Source organism: Tateyamaria sp. LSS28 (assembly GCF_059611725.1).
Genome location: NZ_JCAPFI010000007.1, coordinates 62,013 through 83,562, shown reverse-complemented (window position 1 = coordinate 83,562; position 21,550 = coordinate 62,013). Strand labels below are relative to the sequence as shown.

Sequence of the window (21,550 nt, the reverse complement as noted above, 5' to 3'; positions counted from 1 at the left end):
AACGCAGGTTGGACCAGGTACGCTATGGCATTATCGGATGCGGGATGATGGGGCAGGAACACATGCGCAATATTGCGCTGTTGCCCGAGGCAAGTGTCGCCGCGTTCTATGAACCGGATGCGGGCATGGCTGCACAGGCGTCAGCCATCGTGCCCGAGGCACAGGTGGTGGGTTCTGTTCAGGAGTTGCTGGCCGTTGAAGACTTGGATTGCCTGCTGATCGTCAGCCCGAACTTCTGCCACGTGGCACAGATGGAAGAGATCGCGGCCACGCGCCCCCTGCCCCTGCTGGTCGAAAAGCCCTTGTTCACGGACCCCGCCGATGCCGCAAAGCTGGCCGCGTTCCGCGACAGCTACCCTGCGCCGATCTGGGTGGCGATGGAGTACCGCTATATGCCCGTCATCGCGCAGTTTCTTGAAAAGGCTGCGGAGGCGACCGGGGGCATCAGGCAGTTGTCGGTGCGCGAACACCGCTTTCCGTTTCTGGAAAAGGTCGGCGACTGGAACCGCTTCAACCGCTACACGGGTGGAACTTTTGTCGAAAAATGCTGCCATTTCTTTGACCTGATGCGTCTGGCGATGGGCGCGGAGCCGGTGCGTGTCATGGCCTCGGCCAGCCAAGCCGTAAATCATCTGGACGAGGATTATGGAGGCGAGGTGCCAGACATCGTCGACAGCGGCTATGCGCTGGTCGAATTCGACAATGGCACCCGCGCGATGCTGGAATTGTGCATGTTCGCCGAAGGGTCCGCCTATCAGGAAGAGCTGTCTGCCGTTGGGCCGATCGGTAAAATCGAGGCGTTTGTGCCCGGACCGGGCCGGTTCTGGCCCGCGCATCTGGGCCCTGCCCCGATTGCCAAGCTGGTGACATCACCGCGCCAACCGCAAGGGCCTGTGACCCATGACATTCCCGTCGATCCAACACTGTTGGAGGCGGGCGATCACAACGGATCGACCTTTTATCAACATCAACGCTTTGCCGCGCTGGTGCGTGGTCAGGGTGCGCCAGAGGTCACGCTGCGCGACGGCTGGGCCGCCGTGGCGATGGGGATCGCAGCCCAGGAAAGCGCGCGCACCGGGCAAGCGGTTGATCCGCGTCAGTGGATGTAGGCGGGGCTTTGCCGCACGGTGGATTTGACTATCCTTTGGGGCGGGCCCATTGCTGGTTGTATCGCAATCATCAAAAAGGAGCTGACCCATGTCCAAAGTCATTCTGATCACCGGATGCTCCTCGGGTCTGGGCATTTCCCTGGCCGTGCAGGCCGCGCAGGCGGGCCACACGGTCTATGCCACCATGCGCAATCTGGACAAGCGGACCGCGCTGGATGAGGCGGCCGAGGCGGCAGGTGTCACCCTGAATGTCACGCAGTTGGACGTGCAGGACAGCGCGTCGATCGCTACCTGCGTTGAAGACGTGCTGGGTGCGCAAGGGCATGTTGATGTGCTGATCAACAATGCCGGCGCCGGGTTTGTGCGGTCGACCGAGCAGGCCAGCGAAGATGACATCAACTGGGTCATGGACGTCAATTTCATGGGTGCCGTGCGCTGCACCAAGGCACTGATCGCCCATTTCCGCGAGCGTCGCGCCGGGCATGTGATCACCATATCCTCAGTCGGTGGGCTGGTTGGTCAGCCGTTCAACGAGATTTACTGCGCCGCCAAGTTCGCGGTCGAAGGGTATATGGAGGCGATGGCGTCGTACATCTCGCCCCATTTCGGGATCAACTTCACGGTGGTTGAACCGGGTGGGATCGCGTCGGAGTTTGCTGCCAACGTGATGAAGCAGGTGGAAGAGACCGGCGGGATGCTGGACGATGAATATCTGCCCATTCTGCAGAAATATGTGGGCGGGTCGCAGACCCGGCAGGCGGGCAGTGACATCTACCAGACCGCCGATGAAGTGGCGGCTGTTGTCATGGAGTGCGTGGCATCCGATGCCCCGCCCATCCGCACCCGGACGTCAAAATGGGGCGAGGCGTTCTGTGCACTGAAGACCGACCTCGACCCCGATGGAAAGAAGCTGCAACAGCAGGTGGTGGATACGTTCCTCAGCTAGCGGTCAGCATGTCCTTGAACGCATGCCATGACGCTTTGGGCGTGCGTTCGAGGCTGTCGAAATCCACGTGGACCATGCCGAACCGCTTTTCATAACCCAGCGCCCATTCGTAATTGTCCATGAGCGACCACGCCATGTAGCCCTGCACCGGCACGCCCTTGGCGATGGCGTCGCGGACCGCTTGCAGGTGGCTTTGGAAGTAGGCGATGCGGGCGTCGTCCTGCACCACCCCGTCGACGATCACATCGGCATTCGCCATGCCATTTTCGGTCACAAAGAGGGGTAGATCGCCGGTGTATTCAGACGCTGTCCGCACGAGGAAATCACGCAGGCCCTGCGGGTAGACCTCCCACCCCATTTGCGTCTTTTCCAGTGGGCCTTCAACGCTGTGATGATGCGGCCAAGGACCATCATTCAGGGCAAGGATCGACCGCGTGTAGTAGTTGATCCCGGCCCAGTCCAGCGGGGCCTTGATGGTGGTCATGTCGTCTTGCCAGCCGTCAGGAAAATGGGGGCCAAACGCTGCGGTCAAGCGGTCGGGATAGGTGCCCTTGAACGCGCCGGAAACGAAGAAGTGGTTATAGTAATCATCGTAGAGGGCCGCGGCCTCTGCCGCTTCGAGGCTGTCATCGGCGGGTGTAGCCCATTCCATGTTGAACACAGCGCCGAGGTTGCCGATGCCCATGCCGCGCATCCGTTCGATCGATGTGCCGTGGGCCAGAAGCACGTGGTGCATTGCACGCGCCGTGGCCCGGATGTCGCGCAGGCCCGGCGCGTGGTGGCCGAGGAAATGAGACAGGAAGGACACGCACCAGAATTCGTTGATTGTCGCCACGGAATAAGTGCGGTCGCCGATGCGGGCCATGACCGCTTCGGTGAAATCGCCGAACCAGCCCGCGATGTCGCGGTTGCGCCAGCCGCCCAGATCGGCGAGCGCCGAGGGCAATTCCCAATGGTAGAGCGTGGCGCAGGGTTTCAGGTTCCGTTCCAGCATCGCGTCGACAAGCCGGTCGTAGAAATCCAAGCCTTCAGGGTTCACATTGCGCCCGTCCGGCATGACCCGCGCCCAGCTTGTCGAAAAGCGGTAGGCGTCGAAGCCACCATCGCGCAGCAGGTCGAGATCGCTTTCATACCGGTGGTAATGGTCGCAGGCGCGCGCGCCGTCTTCGGCCCGGACAACATTGCCGGGCGTGGCGGCGAAATCATCCCACATGGCGCGGCCCGCGCCACCATAGGCGTGCCCTTCGATCTGGTAAGCAGAGGTTGCGGCCCCGAAGAGGAAGACCTCGGGGAAATCGGTACGTTTGTGCGTGAACATGATCAGTCCTTGGATGTGCCCGGTGCCGGGCCGGTCGAGGCGCCCGAGACGAACTCGGCCTCCCAGAGCTTGGTGATATGCGGGGCGTGCGGGGCACGAATGCGGTCAATGAGCATTTGGGCCAGCGTCGCTCCAGCCGCCCGCACGGAGGATTGCCAAGCGGTGAATACGGGCTGGTCGCCGCCATTGCCAAAATAGCTCAGGCAGTCGTCGAAAGTGGCGATGGACACGTCCTGCCCCACCCGCAGGCCGCGTTCGTCCAGCGCGCGGCGGATGCCGGCGGCACAGATGATCGAGGCCGCAAGGAAGGCGGTCGGCGGCTGGTCGAGCTCAAGCATCGCGTTGGCTTGCGTATAGCCGTAGGCTTCGGTCATCTCGCCCGTGCTCATCAATGCGGGGTCGATGGAGAGGCCAGCGAAGCGCAGAGAGGATTCGTAGCCCGAGCGGCGGCGGATGGCGAAGTCCATCGTTTCCTGCCCGTTGATCAGAGCGATGCGACTGTGGCCAAGGCCCGCGAGATAGGACGTCGCCTCGGAAAAGGCGCGGGTGTTGTTCACATCGAGCCACGAGTATGGCGTCTTGATACCGGTTGAGCGGCCGTGGACGACGTAGGGCAGCCCGATCTTGTCGAGCAGTGCCAGCCGCGCATCGTTGCGGCGCGGGGCGTGCACCACGATGCCATCCACTGCGCCACGAGCCTTGAGGCTGCGATAAGTGTCCGCCTCGTCCTGCGCGCCGACGCGCGTGACCATCATGTCATAGCCGTGCGCCGAATAGGTCTCACCTGCCCCGGCCATGAAGTCCCCGAAGATCGGGTTCACCATTTCCGCCGAATCACTCACCGAAATCACGTGGCCGATGCACTTGGAATGACCGGTGGCGAGGCCCTGGGCCCGTGTATTGGGGCTGTAGGCGTGCGCCTCGGCCGCCTGAACCACGCGGGCGCGGGTTTTCTCGGACACCTCGGGATAACCGTTCAGGGCCCTGCTGACCGTGGTCTGACTAAGACCCAACAAAGATGACAGTTCCTTAAGATTCACAGGCGGATTCGTTCCAAAGCGCTTTAGTTATAGCGACGCTAACGGCTGGTTGCGCTAACGTCAAAACATCTCATCACTCTCGCATAACGTGTTAGGCTAATTTGTACCGGAGACAGCTCAGCGTTTGACAGGACGCGAAAATTCGGCAACGTTCACGGCATCCAAAGCGCTTTGACAAATATGAAAGCGGGCATGAACTGGTCAATCAGCATGTTGGATTTGAACACGAATGGGAGGACGACCAGAATGACAAATAAACTTCTGGCCAGCGCCGCGGCGTTGGCTATCACGGCTGCATCGGCACAGGCCGACGGCCATCTGGCCTTTGCACCGGGCGAAGGCCCGTTCAGCTGGGACAGCTATGACACATGGGCCGAAGGGGCCCCTGACCTGAGCGGTCAGACCATCACCGTGTTCGGCCCCTGGCTGACACCCGAGGATGGCTATCTGAACAACGCTCTGGCCTATTTCGAAGCGGCCACCGGCGCCGATGTGATCTACACCGGATCCGACAGCTTCGAGCAGCAGATCGTGATCGATGCCGAGGCCGGTTCGGCCCCGAACATTGCCGTGTTCCCTCAGCCAGGTCTGGCTTCCGTGATGGCGGGCAAAGGCCAGCTGCATCCCCTGCCTGAAGGCATGGGTGACTGGGTCAAGGAAAACTATGCCGCCGGTCAGTCCTGGGTTGATCTGGGCACCTATGCGGATGCCGATGGCAACGATCAGGTGTTTGGCTTCTTCTACAACGTGAACGTCAAATCGCTGGTCTGGTACAACCCCGAGAACTTCGAGGATGCTGGCTATGACGTGCCGGAAACCATGGAAGACCTGAAGGCGCTGACGGATCAGATCGTCGCCGACGGGGACACGCCGTGGTGCATCGGTCTGGGATCAGGTGCAGCGACAGGCTGGCCTGCGACCGACTGGGTCGAGGACATGATGCTGCGCACCGTGTCGCCAGACGTCTATGACCAGTGGACCAGCAACGAGATCCCGTTTGACGACGAACGTGTCGTTGCTGCGATCGAGGAGTTCGGCTGGTTTGCACGTGATGATGCCAAGGTCGCCGGTGGGTCTGGTGCCGTTGCATCGACCGATTTCCGCGACTCGCCCAAGGGCCTCTTCACCTCGCCGCCACAGTGCTACATGCACCGCCAGGCGTCGTTCGTACCCGCCTTCTTCCCCGAGGATGTGGAGTTTGGTGTCGACACCAACTTCTTCTACTTCCCCTCCTATGCTGAAAAGGATCTGGGCGACCCGGTTCTGGGTGGCGGTACGCTGATGGCGATCACCAATCCGTCGGATGGCGCAAACGCGTTGATGGAGTTCTTCCAGGAGCCGATCAGCCACGAGCTCATGATGGCGCAAACCGGCTTCCTCACACCCCATAACGGTGTGAACCTGGACGCCTACAAGGACGACACGCTGCGTGCGCTGGGTGAAGTTCTGCTGGGTGCCACGACCTTCCGCTTTGACGGGTCGGACCTGATGCCTGGTGGCGTTGGTGCCGGGACGTTCTGGACCGGAATGGTTGACTACGCAGGTGGCAAGGACGCCGCCACCGTGGCAGGCGAAATCCAGTCCAGCTGGGACGCTTTGAAGTAAGCGTCGACCTCACAAGAGACAGACCAGTCCGCTGCGTGCGGGCTGGTCCCACGAACCGGCCTGCGCCGGTCGCGAGAGACCCCTAAAAACCGGGCCTCGCCCCTAGGGAGGAAGCCAGATGAACCCTGCACTGTTGGGACTTGTGACCATTCTCGCCGGCGTCGGCGGATGTCTTTTGTATTTCTGGGGATCGAACCAGATCCTCGACAAGGTCGTGTTTCCCGCACGGGACCTAGATGCCCATGAGGCACAAGCAAACCGGATGCGTACCAGCATTTGGGCCGCAGGACTTGTTGGTGTGATTGCCTTTGTACTGTTTTGTCTAGCACATCTGCTGGAGTTGCTGGGTATCAACTCAGCGTCGGGCCAGTTAACCAACCAAGCTGCGGACTTATTAAGGCAAGAGGTTACGAGTGACTTTTTGAGCGGTTTGACAACTACAGTTGTCGCGGCCGTCATCGCGTTTGGGGTCCTATATCTGATTGTCGGCAAAGGTGCACAGTCCGCAGGGCAAAACATCAACCGGGCCAATATCGTGCGTCCCTGGCTGTTCCTGTTCCCGGCCATGTTCGCGCTGGGTCTTTACCTGGCCTACCCTGTGTTCGAAACGCTGCGCCTGTCCCTGACCGACCGGGACCAAGGCGGCGCCTTTGTCGGCCTTGCCAACTACAACCAGATGATGGGCGAGCCAAAGTTTTGGGAAGCACTACGCAACAACCTGCTGTGGTTGATCGTTGTGCCTGCCGCGTCGACGGCGTTTGGCCTGCTGGCCGCACAGCTTACTGACCGCATCAAATGGGGATCGGCCGCCAAATCGCTGATCTTCATGCCGATGGCGATTTCCTTTGTGGGCGCGGGCGTGATCTTCAAGCTGGTCTACGAGGCACGGCCTGCAGATCAGAACCAGATCGGTGTGCTGAATTCGGTCTGGCTGCAATTTGACGGCGGCATCGGGTCGTTCCTGTTCCTGCAGGTGCTGCCTGCCATCATGCTTTTGGCCTTTGCTGCGATTGTCGCCTATGTCGGCTGGATTTTCGTGCGCCCTATTGCTGAAAGCAAACAGCGGGGCGGCGGGGCCGGATACGTGCCCCTGCGCCTGTTCGTGGGTGTTGCGGCGCTTTACCTCGTGTACCTGTCGCTGACCTCGCTGGTGGGTATTTTCACCTTCGACTATCCCTACGGCCAGCCGCAGACATGGCTGACCATACCCTTCTGGAACAGCTTCCTGCTGATGGTCGTGCTGATCTGGATCCAGACCGGCTTTGCCATGGTGATCCTGTCTGCCGCCCTGCGCGGCATCCCCGAAGAAACGGTTGAAGCGGCCATCGTGGACGGAGCCAACCCGTTCCAGATTTTCTTCAAGATCAAGGTGCCGCAGATCATGGGCACCATCGTGGTGGTCTGGACAACGATCACCATCACCGTCCTCAAGGTGTTCGACATCGTGTTCGCGATGACCAACGGCCAGTGGGAGACGCAGGTTCTGGCCAATTACATGTTCGACAAACTGTTCCGCGCCAACGATTGGGGCGTGGGGTCGGCATCCGCGATCATAATCATGATCATGGTGTCCCCGATCCTGGTCTGGAACGTCTACAACGCCCGTAAGGAGATGAAATAATGGACAATATAGCTGGTTCCAAATCGTCTCTGGGCTGGGTGGTCAACATCTCGGTCGTGCTGCTCGTCGCTTTGTGGGTGTTCCCAACCTTCGGTTTGCTGGTGTCCTCGTTCCGCACGGCGGATCAGATCGTCGGATCGGGCTGGTGGGCATCCCTGTTTCCGTCAGAACAGACCGAGCGGTATCGCGCCGCTGACCCCGATGAAAACCGTGTACAGCGCGGAGACCTGTTCGTGGTCGAGGGCAACTTCTTTGGCGACAACGGCGCGCCGGGTGAAATTCAAAGCTGGGGCACATCGTCCCGCGCTGTCGATGCCTATCAGGCGGGAGACGTGGCTGACCTGGGTGACGGCGAGACATTCTCGGTCGACGCGGAAGGCAACTATGTCTGGTCCGGCAATGACGAGCAGATCAGTGGCCGGGGGCAGCGTGCCTTTGTCACGGCCGTCTCACCGCCCGAGTTCACGACCGAGAACTATGTGAACATCATGACCAGTGGTGACAGCAACGACAACATGGCCAAGGCGTTTTTCAACACGCTGACCGTGACCATTCCGGCCACCATCATTCCCATCGTTGTGGCCGCTTTTGCCGCCTATGCGCTGGCGTGGATGGACTTCCCCGGTCGGGCGATCCTGATTGCCTGTGTCGTGGGCCTGCTGGTGGTGCCGCTACAATTGGCGCTGATCCCGCTGCTGAAACTGCACGTGGGGATCGGCATCGGCAAAGGGTATCTGGGCGTCTGGCTGGCCCATACCGGCTTTGGCCTTCCGCTGGCGATATACCTCTTGCGAAATTACATGGTTGGCCTGCCGCGAGACATCATCGAAAACGCCAAGGTGGACGGCGCGACGGATTTCCAGATCTTTACCAAGATCATCCTCCCACTGTCGTTCCCCGCCTTGGCGTCCTTTGCGATCTTCCAGTTCCTGTGGACCTGGAACGACCTGCTGGTGGCCAAGGTGTTCCTGATTGACGCCACGGGGCAGACGACAGTGATGACCGACCAGATCGTCAACTTGCTGGGCACACGGGGTGGCAACTGGGAAATCCTTGCGACGGCGGCGTTCGTGTCGATTGCGGTGCCGCTGTGCGTGTTCTTTGCAATGCAGAAGTACCTGGTGCGCGGTCTGCTGGCCGGGTCGGTTAAATAGGATCTAGTGTATGAACAAGAAAGCGGAATTCGACATGGCTCGGACTCTTGTGGCGGACAAGGACTGGTGGCGCGGGGCGGTGATCTATCAGATCTATCCGCGTAGCTTCCAGGACAGCAATGGCGATGGCATCGGTGATCTGAACGGGATCACCAGCCGCCTGCCCTATGTTGCGTCGCTTGGGGTTGATGCGATTTGGATTTCGCCCTTCTTCACCTCGCCGATGAAGGACTTTGGCTATGACGTCAGCGACTATCGTGGCGTCGACCCGATGTTCGGCACGCTGGCCGATTTCGACGCGCTGGTCGAGACGGCGCATGCCTTGGGCCTGCGCGTGATGATCGACCTTGTTCTGTCGCACACTTCGGACCAGCATCCATGGTTCGCAAAGAGCCATGTGGACCGCAGCAATGACAAATCCGATTGGTATGTCTGGTCCGATCCCAAGCCCGATGGCACGCCACCCAACAACTGGTTGTCGATCTTTGGTGGTCCCGCCTGGACGTGGGAACCGCGGCGAGAGCAGTATTATCTGCACAATTTCCTGTCGACGCAGCCCGACCTGAACTTCCACAACGTGCAAGTGCAGGATGCGCTGCTGGACGTGACCCGCTTCTGGCTGGATCGTGGCGTGGATGGTTTCCGTCTGGACACGATCAACTTCTACTACGCGGACAAGGACTTGCGCGACAATCCGGCCCTGCCACCCGAACAGCGCAACGCAACCATTGCCCCGTCGGTGAACCCGTATAACCACCAGGAACACCTCTATTCCAAGAACCAGGTCGAGAACCTGGAGTTCCTGGCGCGGTTCCGGTCATTGCTGGACGAATACCCCGGCGCGGCTGCCGTGGGCGAAGTCGGCGACGCACAGCGCGGGCTTGAGATCATGGGCCAGTACACTGAGGGCGATGAGCGCGTACAGATGTGCTATGCCTTTGAATTTCTCGCCAAGGATCCGCTGACCGCCGCGCGTGTTGTCGAGGTACTGAACAAAGTGGACGATGTGGCCACGGATGGCTGGGCTTGCTGGGCGTTTTCCAACCACGACGTCATCCGCCATGCCAGCCGGTGGGACCTGTCCCCCGCCGCGATGCGCGCCTATGCAACGCTGATCCTGTGCCTGCGCGGCTCGGTCTGTTTGTACCAAGGCGAAGAGTTGGGTCTGCCTGAGGCCGACGTGGCCTTTGAAGACCTGCAGGACCCTTATGGCATCGAGTTCTGGCCCGAGTTCAAGGGTCGCGACGGGTGCCGGACGCCCATGGTGTGGGAGCCATCGAACAGCCATGGCGGGTTCACCACCGGTGAGCCGTGGCTGCCTGTCAGCCGTGATCATCTGCACAACGCAGTATCAACACAGGAACACGACCCAGCCGCCCTGCTGCATCATTATCGCAAGGCCATCGCCTTGCGCCACGCCCACAAGGCGTTGTCGAAAGGTGCGCATGACGAGGTCAAGGCGACCGGCGACGTCGTGCATTTCGCCCGCACGCATGATGACCAGGTGATCTTTTGCGCCGTCAATCTGAGCGACGAACCGGCCACGCTGGACCTGCCCGATGGGGCCTGGGTCACCATCGGGTCAGAACTGGGCAGCACCGCCCCCAGCCCCGATGGGCATGTCCATCTGGGCGCGTGGCAGGTGGCGCTGGCCTTGAAGACGTAAACGAGGAGAACGGGGCCCGGTCCTGACCGGGCGCCCGAAGGGAGGGACCAACCATGGCCGACTTGAAACTGACAGATGTCGAAAAGACATATGGCGGCACGGTTAACGTGCTCAACAACATCAACCTCGACATCGAAAAAGGCGAGCTGATTGTCTTTGTCGGCCCGTCCGGATGCGGCAAGTCCACGCTGCTGCGCATGATCGCGGGGCTGGAAAAGATCACCGGCGGCACGCTTGAGATTGACGGGACCGTCGTGAATGACGTGCCACCCGCCCAGCGCGGCATTGCCATGGTGTTTCAGTCCTACGCGCTTTATCCGCACATGACCGTGCGGGATAACATGACTTTTGCCCTGAAGCTGGCAAAGAAATCGCAGTCAGAGATTGATGAGGCGGTGAACCGCGCTGCGCGTATCCTGCAGCTTGAGCCCTATCTGGATCGGCTGCCCAAGGCCCTGTCCGGTGGTCAGCGTCAGCGGGTTGCCATTGGCCGCTCCATCGTGCGCGATCCCAAGGTGTACCTGTTCGACGAACCGCTTTCGAACCTCGACGCCGCCCTGCGCGTCGCCACACGGATCGAGATTGCGCAGTTGAAAGAGTCGATGCCCGACTCCACCATGATCTACGTGACGCATGATCAGGTCGAAGCCATGACCCTTGCCAGCCGCATCGTGGTTCTGGCCAACAAGGGCATCGCGCAGGTGGGTTCGCCCCTTGATCTCTATGAACGCCCCGAGAACGAGTTCGTGGCACAGTTCATCGGCTCGCCTTCGATGAACCTGCTACCGGGCGAGATTGTCGAGACCGGCGCACAGACCAAGGTGAAGATGGGCAACGGATCCGTCATCACTTCTGCCGTACCCACGCAGGATGGCGACAAGGGGATGCAGGTCAATGTAGGGGTCCGTCCCGAAGATATGGTCGAAACCGATGGTGACGCCGTGTTTGAAGGCAAGGTCGATTTCACCGAAGCTTTGGGCGAAGTCACGATCCTGTATTTCGAAGCCCCCGAGGGAGAACAGGCCGTACTGGCCAAGATGCCCGGCATCCACAAGGATCTGCGCGGCAAATCCGTCAAGGTGACGGCTGCGCCAGAGAAGGTGCAGCTGTTTTCAAACGGCCAATCGCTTTACTATCGCTAAGGATTTGGGCGCCTCGGCGCCCTACCCCTGATCGAACAAGGCCGCGGACCGATCCAGCAGCAATTGCCCGATGATCGGTCCGGCAGCCGCCCCAATCCCCCGCGCATTTCCACCGATCTGACCGGCGACTGTCACCGGCGGGATCAACCCGCGCATGTCCTTGGTCGCAAGTGCTGCGCGGGTCATGTCGACCAACCGTTCGCGTATACCGTTGGGCATGGCACCATCGATCACAACAGCCTCGACATCGATCACGGCACATGACGCCACACCGGCCAGTGCCAAGGCGTCGGCCGCCTGCTCCAACCACGGCTGAACAAAGGCTTCCAGATGGGACCAGTCCTGCGGTTGTTCCCACAGTTGCCGGGGGTCTTGCCTGGCCTCGATCAGACGCAGCTCGAGCGTTCGGATCGACGCCAGGTCAATCAAATGCGCGGGCCTGCCCCGCAAGTCCGCCACCGGCATCGTTCCGAAGGCACCTGCGTTCTTCTGATTGCCCTCGAACACGGCATGATCCAGCACCACGCCTCCGCCGACAAAAGCCCCCAGGAAGAAGTAGATGTAATCCCGATACTCCCGCCCTATGCCGAACACATGCTCGGCGCGGCAGGCAGCGGTGGCGTCATTGACCATGCGCACCGGCAGATCAGTGATGCGCCCCACCTCGGCGACGAAATCAGCGTCTTTCCAAGCGGCGAACTCGTCGGCCGGAGCATCCAGCAATTCGTGCCAGCTCCACAGCTCAAATGGGGCGGCTATGCCAACGCCACACAAGCGCGTGCGTGTATTATCGTCCATTTCCTCCATCAACCGCGCAAACCCGTCACGCAGAAACGCAAAGACAGCGCTAGGCAGCGGATAGTCATAGGTGTCGCGTAGCTGATGGCGCACCTGTCCAAGCGCATCCAGCACAAGCAGATCGGCGGTCCGTCGCCCGATCTTGAGTCCAATAGAAAACACGCCGTCCGCGTTCAGCAAGTACGGCACTGACGGCTTGCCCACCTTGCCTTTGACCGGATCGCCTTTCAGCAGCAGACCGTCCTGTTCCAGCTTGCGCAGGATCACGGATGCGGTCTGTGGCGATAGACCGGTCCGTCGCGCAAGATCCCTGCCCGGCAGTCCGCTATTGCGCTGCAGGATCGATAGGATCAGCCGTTCATTGTAAGCGCGCACGCCGGTCTGGTTGATGCCTCCGGACAGGGTGCGCACGTGGTCCAGTGTCATCTGACCGTATCCTCCCTTCATCAATCTTTGCGCGCGTCAATTAATAAATCAAGTTGAATTATTAATTGACAGGATCACAGAATCGCGTTTCCCTTGGGTCAGTTTGGGTCGGGCATTTTCCCGATCCGACAACGACTGGGAGGACACCATGAAGAAACTCTTGCTTGGCACAGCCTGTGCCATGACCACCATGGCGGGCGCAGCATTTGCAGACGGCCACGCCGTGTCTGCCTGCCTGATTACCAAAACCGACACCAACCCGTTCTTCGTCAAGATGCGCGAAGGGGCGACCGCCAAGGCGGAAGAGCTTGGCGTGAACCTCAGCTCATTCGCGGGCAAGGTGGATGGTGACCACGAAACCCAGGTGCAAGCGATCGAAACCTGCATCGCAAATGGCGCGAAGGGTATCCTTCTGACTGCCTCTGACACCGCCAGCATTGTACCTGTGGTACAGCAAGCGCGGGATGCGGGCCTGCTGGTCATCGCGCTCGACACCCCGCTGGAGCCCATTGATGCGGCTGACATGACATTCGCCACCGACAATTTTCTGGCTGGTGAGCTGATTGGCGCATGGGCTGCCGCGACCCTTGGGGATGCAGCAGCAGACGCCAAGATCGGCATGCTCGACCTCGCGATCAGCCAGCCGACCGTTGGCGTGCTGCGCGATCAGGGCTTCCTGACCGGGTTCGGCATCGACGTCGGTGATCCCAACAAGTGGGGCGACGAAACCGATGCCCGCATCGTCGGCAATGACGTCACCGCTGGGAACGAGGAAGGTGGCCGCCGCGCGATGGAGAACCTTTTGGCCAAGGACCCGTTTATCAACGTGGTCTACACCATCAACGAACCCGCCGCTGCCGGTGCCTATGAGGCGCTGAAAGCCATTGGCCGTGAAAACGATGTGCTGATCGTGTCCGTCGACGGTGGCTGCCCCGGCGTACAGAACGTGGCCGATGGCGTGATTGGCGCGACATCGCAGCAATACCCGCTTCTGATGGCATCCTTGGGGATTGAGGCGATTGCTGCCTGGGCCGCTGACGGGACCAAGCCCGAAGCTACCGATGGCAAGGCGTTCTTTGACACGGGCGTGGCGTTGGTGACAGACAAGCCTGCCGACGGGGTCGAGAGCATCTCGGTCTCCGAAGGCAAGGACCTGTGCTGGGGCTGATCAGCGAAAGCAGATCAAATTGCGGAGCGCCGGTGCCTCACCGGCCTCCCAATACCAACAAGAACTAAGCTATACTTGGGGCGGGCACGTCGCCTGCCCCATTTCATTGCCTGACATCGGGACCACCCATGACCCAATCGGACAACTACGAAGCCGCAGCCACTTCAGCCGATGCAACCGTCGCAGAGTTCGAGGATCATCGTCGAGGCCTTGTCGGGCGCGTGCAGCATACGCTGCACCAGACGCCATCACTGGTGCCGTTGATCGTGCTGATCTTTTCCATCGCGCTCTTTGGCATCCTGCTGGGGCAGCGCTTTTTCTCGCCCTTCGCGCTGACGCTGATCCTGCAACAGGTACAGATCGTAGGCGTGCTGGCCGCCGCACAGACCCTGATCATCTTGACGGCTGGTATTGACCTAAGCGTTGGAGCCATCGCCGTTTTGTGCACCGTTGTTATGGGTAAGGCGACCTTCAGCTATGGTGTTCCACCCGCTGTCTCTGTTGCCATCGGCTTGGCGGTTGGCACGACTTTGGGCGCCATCAGTGGATGGCTTGTCAGCCGTATGAAGCTGCCACCCTTCATCGTGACACTAGGCATGTGGCAGATCGTGCTGGCCGCGAATTATCTCTATTCCGCCAACGAAACCATCCGGTCGCAAGACATCGAGGCGGAGGCTTCCTTTCTCCAATTCCTCGGGACCAAGATCCAGTTTGGCGGTGCGACATTCACCCTTGGCGTTCTGGGCATGATCGCCCTGTTCATCGTGCTGGCCTATGCCTTGCGATCTACCGCGTGGGGTCGACATGTCTATGCTGTCGGGGATGACCCCGAGGCGGCAGAACTGTCCGGCGTCGACGTGCACAAGACCTACATGTCCGTCTACATGGCCGCCGGGTTCATCTGCGCGCTTGCGGGCTGGGTGATGATTGGGCGGTTCGGTTCGATCTCCCCTTCCGCAACGACCGGAGTGATTGGCAACATTCAATCCATCACCGCCGTGGTGATCGGCGGCATCTCTCTCTTTGGCGGCCGTGGATCGATTGCAGGTGCACTCTTTGGTGCCCTCATCGTGGGCGTGTTCGAACTGGGCCTACGGATGGCCGGGGCGGACCCGCAATGGACATTCATGCTGATCGGCATGCTGATCATCGCAGCCGTCGCAGTAGATCAATGGATACGGAAGGTGGCGGCATGACCGAACCCATTCTCAAAGCCCGCAACCTCGTCAAACGCTATGGCAAGGTCACAGCGCTTGACCATGCCGACTTTGACCTCATGCCTGGCGAAATCCTTGCCGTGATCGGCGACAACGGGGCGGGCAAATCTTCGATGATCAAGGCCGTGTCGGGCGCGGTTGTCCCGGACGAAGGGCAGGTGTGGCTGGAGGGGCGCGAGGTCAAGTTCCGCTCGCCCATCGAGGCGCGCGAGGAAGGCATCGAAACCGTCTACCAGCAGCTTGCCATGTCCCCTGCCCTGTCCATTGCGGATAACATGTTCATGGGGCGCGAGTTGCGCAAACCCGGGATCATGGGCAAGGTATTTCGCCGTCTCGACAAGCAGGCGATGGAGAAGTTTGCCCGCGAAAAGCTGAGCGAGCTGGGGCTTGCGACGATCCAGAACATCAATCAGGCGGTCGAAAGCCTGTCTGGTGGTCAGCGTCAGGGGGTCGCCGTGGCGCGCGCAGCAGCTTTTGGGTCCAAGGTGGTGATCCTTGACGAGCCGACGGCAGCCCTCGGGGTCAAGGAAAGCCGCAAGGTGCTTGAGTTGATCCTTGATGTGCGGTCGCGGGGCATCCCAATTATCTTGATCAGCCACAACATGCCGCACGTCTTCGAAGTGGCCGACCGCATCCATGTACACCGGTTGGGCAAGCGCCTATGTGTAATCGACCCCAAGGATCATTCGATGTCCGACGCTGTCGCTTACATGACCGGCGCGGCGGTCCCGGAGATAGCAGCGTAGATGACCTTCGACCAGATCTGTGCGCAGATCCTTGATCGGCCCGCTGCGCCACACAGGCGTCTTGTGGCCGTGGCGGGTCCGCCTGCGAGCGGAAAGAGCACGCTGGCAGAAACCCTTGCCGCGCGGCTGTCACAGCGAGGCGAGCACGCTGCCGTGGTGCCCATGGATGGGTTTCACCTTGACGACTGCCTGCTGGAACGTGACGGGACGCGCAACCGCAAGGGCGCACCACACACGTTCGATGCAGATGGCTTTTGCCGGCTGATCACCGCCCTGCAATCGCCCGACCCGATTGTGTTTCCTGTCTTTGACCGCACCCGCGAAATCGCCGTAGCAGGCGCGGGACGGGTCGAGGCGAGATGCAGCACGGTGCTGGTCGAGGGAAACTACCTGCTGCTTGACGCACCGCCCTGGACCAAGCTGCACGATCTCTGGACATTCTCGATTGCGTTGCACCCCCCGATGGATCTGTTGATCGACCGGCTGAAAGCCCGTTGGGCCGAACATGGCAAGCCTGATGCACAGGCATGGATTGACACCAACGATGTGCCGAATATCACCACCGTGCTGACTCGCTCAGCACCTGCCGACCTCACATTGAACGAGATAGACCAATGATACTTTGCGCGGGCGAAGCCCTGATCGACATGATCCCGAATGCCCACGGCGCTTACGTGCCGCATGTCGGAGGCGCGGTTCTGAACACCGCCGTGGCCTTGGGCCGCTTGGGCGAACCCGTCGGGCTGGTCACCGGCCTGTCCTCGGACCCGTTTGGTGCAATGATCGCGGATCGCCTAACCGCCAGCCATGTCTCAACGGACCATGCCGTGCGCAGCGACCGCAACACGACGCTGGCCTTTGTGCATCTGGATCAGGGCAATGCCACCTACACGTTCTATGACGACGAAACCGCTACGCGGAACATCCGACCTGTTGATATTGCTGCTGTCCCCGCGGGGACAGAGGCAATGTTCTTCGGCGGCATCTCTCTCTGCAACCCGCCGGTGGCGGACAGCCTGCTGGATTTGGCCCTGTCCCAACCCGCTGATCGGCTGGTGATGGCAGACCCGAACATCCGCCCCGGCTTTGTCTCTGATCACGACGGGTATCGCGCCCGTTTGACCAAGCTGATCGAGCGCGCGGACATCGTGAAGCTGTCGGATGATGACATCGGCTGGCTGGTGCCCAACGGCAATCTGGACGCCAAGACGCGGGCCGTACTGGACATGGGGCCGAAGATGCTTCTGCTGACCGAAGGGGGCGACGGGGCGACGGCGCATCTTTCAAATGGCACACGGGTGCGGGTCGCTGCAGAAAAGGCGGCGGTCGTCGATACCGTCGGCGCTGGCGACACGTTCAATGCGGGTTGCCTTGCGGCCCTGCGCCGCTCTGGCGCGTTGTCGCCTTCGGATGTTGCAGTGCTGGACGAGGGCACGCTGACGGATATGCTGACCCTGGCCGCCCGTGCCGCCGCCATCACCGTCTCTCGCGCCGGAGCGAACCCGCCCTGGCAAACTGAACTGGACTGATCCCATGAAACGATCCCGCGTGAATGACATCCTGGCCGAAGGGGCCGCGTTCTTTATCAAGCACGGCTGGACCGTGCCGCCCTTTGGCGGCTGGACACCGGACGAGATGCGCAGCGACAAGGCCGCCCATATCCGCGACCGGGGCCTCGGCTGGGACATTACGGATTACGGACAGGGTCGCTTTGATGAGATGGGTTTGTTCCTGTTTACCATGCGCAATGGCGATCTGACCGAAATGGGGCAGCAGGGTGCGATGCTCTATGCCGAGAAGCTGATGATCTCGCGTCAGGATCAGCTGTCACCGATGCACCGCCATGTGCTGAAGACCGAGGATATCATCAACCGTGGTGGGGCCACGCTGGTGCTGGAACTGTTCACCTGCGATGCCGAGGGGCAGATGGATCGCAAGGCGGACGTTCAGGTGCTGACCGATGGCGTTCCGGTGACCTTGCCTGCTGGGGGACATTTGAAGCTGCCCGTAGGCGCGTCCGTGACCCTGACACCCACCACATGGCACGCCTTTTGGGGCGAGGGTGGCGATTGCCTGATCCACGAAGTGTCGACCGTGAACGACGATCTGACCGACAACATCTTTGCCGAGCCCATCGAGCGGTTTTCCGACATCGAAGAGGATGTCGCCCCAACCCACCTTCTGGTCAGCGACTACTAGCTTTCGCCAGGGCTGCATCCGCCTCCGGTTTTAGCCGCGCGACAGCTTCGGCCTTGACGGGGCCGAAGCCACGAAACTCCAACGGTGCGCCAAAGAATGCGCGGGCCGCTTCGTGGTCTGTGATGCTATGGCAGAGACGGTCAAGGCCCGAAACATACCAGTCGATCAGTGCCCGCTCTTCGCGCCGTTCCGCCGTGTGGCCAAACGGATCGAACGCAGTCCCACGCAGGCATTTGCCCTTGGCCAACGCTGTCATTGCGCGGGTCATCCATGGCCCAAAGCGACGCTTCAATGGGCGGCCGCGCGCGTCGGTTTTCCATGACAGTACCGGTGGTGCCAGATGGTGGTGGACCTTGAAGTCGCCGTCGAATTGCTCGGCCAGCTTTTCTGCGAACCCCGTTTCGGTGTGCAACCGAGCAACCTCGTACTCGTCCTTGTAGGCCATCAGCTTGTAGAGCGACTTGGCCGCGAGGCGCTGGCATTCGTCGTCAAAACCCGCGGTGGCGCGGTTCAGTATATCGCGGTAGCGCTGCGCGTAGGCTTCATCCTGATAAGCAATCAGCAACGTGGCGCGGTGCGCAATAATCTCGTCCACGGTTTGGGGTGCCTGTGAACGGCTGCGAGCAGCAAAGGCCGCCGGATCATACGCCCAGATGCGCCCCATCTCGAAGGCGCGGGCGTTCTTATCGACTGCCACGCCATTGAGGTGAATGGCCTGCTTCAAGGCCATCTGACTGACAGGAACGAGACCCTTTTGCCATGCCATCCCCAGCAGCATGACATTTGCAAACACGCTATCCCCCAGCATGCGTTCCGCTAGCGCATTCGCATCACACGTGGTCAAGTTATTCACGCCGATCACACCAGCGATGGCCGCCTCGCGATCATCGACGCGCAGGCTTGCGTCGCGGTGCAGGACCAGATCACCGGTGGGCATCTCTGCCCGGTTCAGCACCATGCGGGTGCCGGGATGATAATGGGCCGACGCCTTGGGCGCTGACGACACCACAATGTCACAGGCGATAACCGCATCCGCCGCAGCCTCTTCGATCCGCACCTGATGCAGGTCGTCCGGTGTCTGCCCCAACCGAATGTAGCTGAGAACCGTCCCGAATTTCTGGGCAAAGCCGGTGAAGTCGAGGACTGAGGCTCCGCTCCCCTCAAGATGTGCCGCCATGGTGATGAGTGCGCCGACGGTCACGACGCCCGTTCCGCCCACGCCGGTGACCAGCAGGTCGAAGGGTGTGTCCAGATGCGGGAGGGTTGGTTCGGGGAGGCCGCCAAGCGCGGCTTCTATATCAAACTCCACCGCCATCGGAGTTTTCCGCGTCGCACCCTCGACCGTGACAAAGCTGGGACAGAAGCCGTTGAGGCAGGACATATCGGCGTTGCAGGTCGATTGGTTGATGCGCCGCTTGCGCCCCAAGGGCGTTTCCAAAGGCTCCACGCTCAGGCAATTGCTTTCGACTGAACAATCGCCGCAGCCTTCGCACACCTCGGGGTTGATCACGGCAAAGGCCGAGACGGGCGGCAATTCCGCCCGCTTGCGGCGGCGGCGCTTTTCTGTGGCGCAGGTCTGTTCGTAGATCAGAACCGTCACACCCGGCACCTCGCGCAGCTCACGCTGTACAGCGTCCAGCGCCTGTCGGGCATGGAAGCTGGTGCCCGGGGGAAAGTCGGGCCGTGAAAACTTGGCAATGTCGTCGGACACCAGAGCGATCCGGTCTACACCTTCTGCCCGACTGGACCACGCAATGCCGGCGGCACTGACCGGGCCGTCAACAGGCTGCCCGCCCGTCATCGCGACCGCACCATTGTAGAGCACTTTGTAGGTGATGTTCGTCCCTGCGGCGACGGCTTGTCGGATCGCCAGAGACCCGGAGTGGTACCATGTGCCTTCGCCAAGGTTCTGGAAGATATGCTTACCGCCGTTGAATTTCGAGGCCGCGACCCAGGGCACACCCTCGCCGCCCATCTGCGCATAACCACCTGTGTCCCGGTCCATCCACGAGGCCATGACATGGCAACCTATGCCTGACGCCGCCTTGGACCCTTCAGGCACCTTGGTCGAAGTATTGTGCGGACAACCCGAGCAAAAATACGGGGTGCGCGTGGCGCCTTCGACATTCAGCAGCTTTGGCGGTGTTTGCAGCGCTTTGGCCCGTGCAGGAAGGTCCAGATCGGGAACGAAGGCGTGCAATCGTTTGGCGATCAGGGGAGCGAGCAGCTTGGGGCTCAGCTCTCCGGTCCAAGGGACCAGTGGGGCACCGGTTTCGTCGTGCTTGCCCACCATGCGCTCTGGTATGTTACGCGGCAGATCGTAAAACGCCTCTTTGAACTGGCTTTCGATGATCCCGCGCTTTTCCTCGATCACCATGACCTCGCGCTTGCCCCGCACAAAGGCGCGCGCGTCGCGCAAGGCCAGCGGCCAGACCATGCCGACCTTGTAGATGTCGATACCGTGGGCGCGGCACGTGGCTTCATCGAGGCCAAGAAGGCGCAGCGCCTCCATCAAGTCCAAATGCGCCTTGCCGGTCGTCACAAAGCCGAAATGCGCGTCAGGCACATCATAGATGCGCCAATCAATCGGGTTGGCCTGCGCAAAGGCCTGTACCGCGTCCAGCTTGTGCCCGATGCGCACCTCGATCTCGGGACTGGGCAAATCCGATGGGCGGATATGCAAACCACCGGGTGGGGCGACGTAATCCGGTTGGGCAAAGACCGGACCGGGCGGCAGGATGACCGACGCGCCGCTTTCGACGGTTTCAGAGATCGCCTTGAACCCCACCCATGCCCCCGAAAACCGGCTGAGCGCGAAGCCCCACGCGCCAAAGGTCAGGTATTCGGCCACCGAGGCCGGGTTCAGCGTGGGCATGAACCACGTCATGAAGGCGACATCGGACTGGTGCGGCATGGAGGACGACACACACCCATGATCATCCCCGGCGACGACCAACACCCCTCCCAAAGGCGACGATCCATAGGCATTGCCGTGCTTCAACGCGTCGCCGGACCGGTCCACGCCCGGCCCCTTGCCGTACCACATGGAAAAGATGCCATCATGTTTGCAATCGGGGTCCAGCACGGCCTGTTGCGCCCCAAGGACGGCTGTGGCCCCAAGGTCTTCGTTGACGGCGGGCATGAACGTGATGCCTGCAGCATCGGTCCGCTGCTGTGCCCGCCACAGCTCCAGATCGAACCCACCAAGCGGCGACCCGCGATAGCCCGAGATAAAACCAGCCGTGTTGCGCCCGGCCGCCCGATCTCGTCGCGCCTGATCCAGCATGATGCGCACCAGCGCTTGCGTTCCGGTCAGGAACACGCGTCCTTCCGTTCGGTCATAGCGGTCGTGGAGAGCGTAGGTGTCAAAGCGGTGGCGCGGGTCCGACATGTGC

The 21,550-nt window shown here is 61.0% G+C and carries 17 protein-coding genes; 13 read left to right on the top strand and 4 right to left on the bottom strand.

What is annotated here, in order from left to right; translation table 11 throughout:
- Nucleotides 1–8: 8 nt before the first annotated feature.
- Nucleotides 9–1,109, top strand: a complete 1,101-nt coding sequence (locus AC53L6_RS20195) for a Gfo/Idh/MocA family protein (protein ID WP_299602307.1) — start codon at nt 9–11, stop codon at nt 1,107–1,109.
- Nucleotides 1,110–1,197: 88 nt separating this feature from the next.
- Complete coding sequence (locus AC53L6_RS20190) at nt 1,198–2,055, top strand: SDR family oxidoreductase (RefSeq protein WP_496909144.1); 858 nt, start codon at nt 1,198–1,200, stop codon at nt 2,053–2,055.
- Here AC53L6_RS20190 and AC53L6_RS20185 read toward each other — a convergent pair.
- Together AC53L6_RS20185 and AC53L6_RS20180 are read right to left on the bottom strand one after the other, a co-directional pair.
- A complete protein-coding gene (locus tag AC53L6_RS20185; protein WP_496909143.1) occupies nt 2,048–3,373 on the bottom strand; it encodes a GH1 family beta-glucosidase in 1,326 nt (441 codons plus the stop codon). The two genes, AC53L6_RS20190 and AC53L6_RS20185, sit on opposite strands and share 8 nt — an antisense overlap.
- Before the next feature lie 2 nt (nt 3,374–3,375).
- Nucleotides 3,376–4,413 carry a LacI family DNA-binding transcriptional regulator gene (locus AC53L6_RS20180; protein ID WP_299205403.1) on the bottom strand — a complete coding sequence of 346 codons (1,038 nt, stop codon included), beginning with the start codon at nt 4,411–4,413 and terminating at the stop codon, nt 3,376–3,378.
- Nucleotides 4,414–4,659: 246 nt separating this feature from the next.
- Between AC53L6_RS20180 and AC53L6_RS20175 the strand changes: the two genes are divergently transcribed.
- The 5 genes from AC53L6_RS20175 to AC53L6_RS20155 all read left to right on the top strand — a co-directional run bounded on the left by AC53L6_RS20175 (nt 4,660) and on the right by AC53L6_RS20155 (nt 11,601).
- Nucleotides 4,660–6,018: an ABC transporter substrate-binding protein gene (locus AC53L6_RS20175; RefSeq protein WP_496909142.1), complete on the top strand. Its 1,359-nt coding sequence runs from the start codon at nt 4,660–4,662 to the stop codon at nt 6,016–6,018.
- Nucleotides 6,019–6,583: 565 nt separating this feature from the next.
- A complete protein-coding gene (locus tag AC53L6_RS20170; RefSeq protein WP_496909244.1) occupies nt 6,584–7,639 on the top strand; it encodes a carbohydrate ABC transporter permease in 1,056 nt (351 codons plus the stop codon).
- Nucleotides 7,639–8,793, top strand: a complete 1,155-nt coding sequence (locus AC53L6_RS20165; RefSeq protein WP_299550227.1) for a carbohydrate ABC transporter permease — start codon at nt 7,639–7,641, stop codon at nt 8,791–8,793. The genes AC53L6_RS20170 and AC53L6_RS20165 overlap by 1 nt, the downstream gene beginning before the upstream one ends.
- Before the next feature lie 10 nt (nt 8,794–8,803).
- A complete protein-coding gene (locus AC53L6_RS20160) occupies nt 8,804–10,459 on the top strand; it encodes an alpha-amylase family glycosyl hydrolase (RefSeq protein WP_496909141.1) in 1,656 nt (551 codons plus the stop codon).
- A 53-nt stretch (nt 10,460–10,512) separates the two neighbouring features.
- A complete protein-coding gene (locus AC53L6_RS20155; RefSeq protein ID WP_299602299.1) occupies nt 10,513–11,601 on the top strand; it encodes an ABC transporter ATP-binding protein in 1,089 nt (362 codons plus the stop codon).
- Between the two features lie 21 nt (nt 11,602–11,622).
- Here AC53L6_RS20155 and AC53L6_RS20150 read toward each other — a convergent pair whose 3' ends face one another.
- A complete protein-coding gene (locus AC53L6_RS20150) occupies nt 11,623–12,825 on the bottom strand; it encodes an ROK family transcriptional regulator (RefSeq protein WP_496909140.1) in 1,203 nt (400 codons plus the stop codon).
- 148 nt (nt 12,826–12,973) lie between these two features.
- Here AC53L6_RS20150 and AC53L6_RS20145 point away from each other — a divergent pair, with 148 nt between their 5' ends.
- From AC53L6_RS20145 to AC53L6_RS20120, 6 genes are all read left to right on the top strand, one after another.
- The gene (locus AC53L6_RS20145) at nt 12,974–13,993 is read left to right on the top strand and encodes a sugar ABC transporter substrate-binding protein (protein ID WP_496909139.1); all 1,020 of its coding nucleotides are present in this window, start codon (nt 12,974–12,976) and stop codon (nt 13,991–13,993) included.
- A gap of 128 nt (nt 13,994–14,121) precedes the next feature.
- Nucleotides 14,122–15,189, top strand: a complete 1,068-nt coding sequence (locus AC53L6_RS20140; protein ID WP_299205428.1) for an ABC transporter permease — start codon at nt 14,122–14,124, stop codon at nt 15,187–15,189.
- Nucleotides 15,186–15,956, top strand: coding sequence for an ATP-binding cassette domain-containing protein (locus AC53L6_RS20135; RefSeq protein ID WP_299205431.1), 771 nt, complete (start codon nt 15,186–15,188; stop codon nt 15,954–15,956). Before AC53L6_RS20140 ends, AC53L6_RS20135 begins: the two co-directional genes overlap by 4 nt.
- Nucleotides 15,957–16,574: a nucleoside/nucleotide kinase family protein gene (locus AC53L6_RS20130; RefSeq protein ID WP_496909138.1), complete on the top strand. Its 618-nt coding sequence runs from the start codon at nt 15,957–15,959 to the stop codon at nt 16,572–16,574.
- Nucleotides 16,571–17,485: a carbohydrate kinase family protein gene (locus AC53L6_RS20125; protein WP_496909137.1), complete on the top strand. Its 915-nt coding sequence runs from the start codon at nt 16,571–16,573 to the stop codon at nt 17,483–17,485. The genes AC53L6_RS20130 and AC53L6_RS20125 overlap by 4 nt, the downstream gene beginning before the upstream one ends.
- 4 nt (nt 17,486–17,489) lie before the next feature.
- Entirely contained in the window at nt 17,490–18,155 is a 666-nt protein-coding gene (locus AC53L6_RS20120; protein ID WP_496909136.1) for a D-lyxose/D-mannose family sugar isomerase, read from the top strand.
- Here AC53L6_RS20120 and AC53L6_RS20115 read toward each other — a convergent pair.
- The gene (locus AC53L6_RS20115) at nt 18,142–21,546 is read right to left on the bottom strand and encodes an indolepyruvate ferredoxin oxidoreductase family protein (protein WP_496909135.1); all 3,405 of its coding nucleotides are present in this window, start codon (nt 21,544–21,546) and stop codon (nt 18,142–18,144) included. The two genes, AC53L6_RS20120 and AC53L6_RS20115, sit on opposite strands and share 14 nt — an antisense overlap.
- Nucleotides 21,547–21,550: the final 4 nt, after the last annotated feature.